Origin of the sequence: Bacillus sp. SIMBA_008 (assembly GCF_046535495.1) — a bacterium.
In the GTDB taxonomy this organism is placed as follows: domain Bacteria; phylum Bacillota; class Bacilli; order Bacillales; family Bacillaceae; genus Bacillus; species Bacillus subtilis.
The window spans coordinates 1-232 of the sequence record NZ_JAWRWL010001351.1; the positions used below are offsets into that span (position 1 = coordinate 1).

Here is a 232-nt window from a genome sequence, read left to right on the forward strand (position 1 = left end):
CGGGGCTTCCGGCCCGAAGGGGAACGGCGCGTGCGAGCTCACGACGGCGAGACCCGTGCGATCCAGCATCCGCTTCACGTCTGCGGCCGAGCGACCATGCAGGCCGTAGGTCTCGACGCCCTGATAGCCGAGGGCGGCGATGCGCTCGAGCACGCCCTCGAAGTCGTCGTCGAGCAGTGCGTCGACGGTGTACAGCATGACGGCGGCGCCGGGCAGTGCGGCGCTCATGCGC

Annotated in this window: 1 pseudogene; it reads right to left on the bottom strand. The window is 71.1% G+C overall.

Annotated elements, in window-relative coordinates:
• Positions 1-232, bottom strand: a pseudogene (locus SB658_RS27850) (hypothetical protein); the annotation flags it as partial.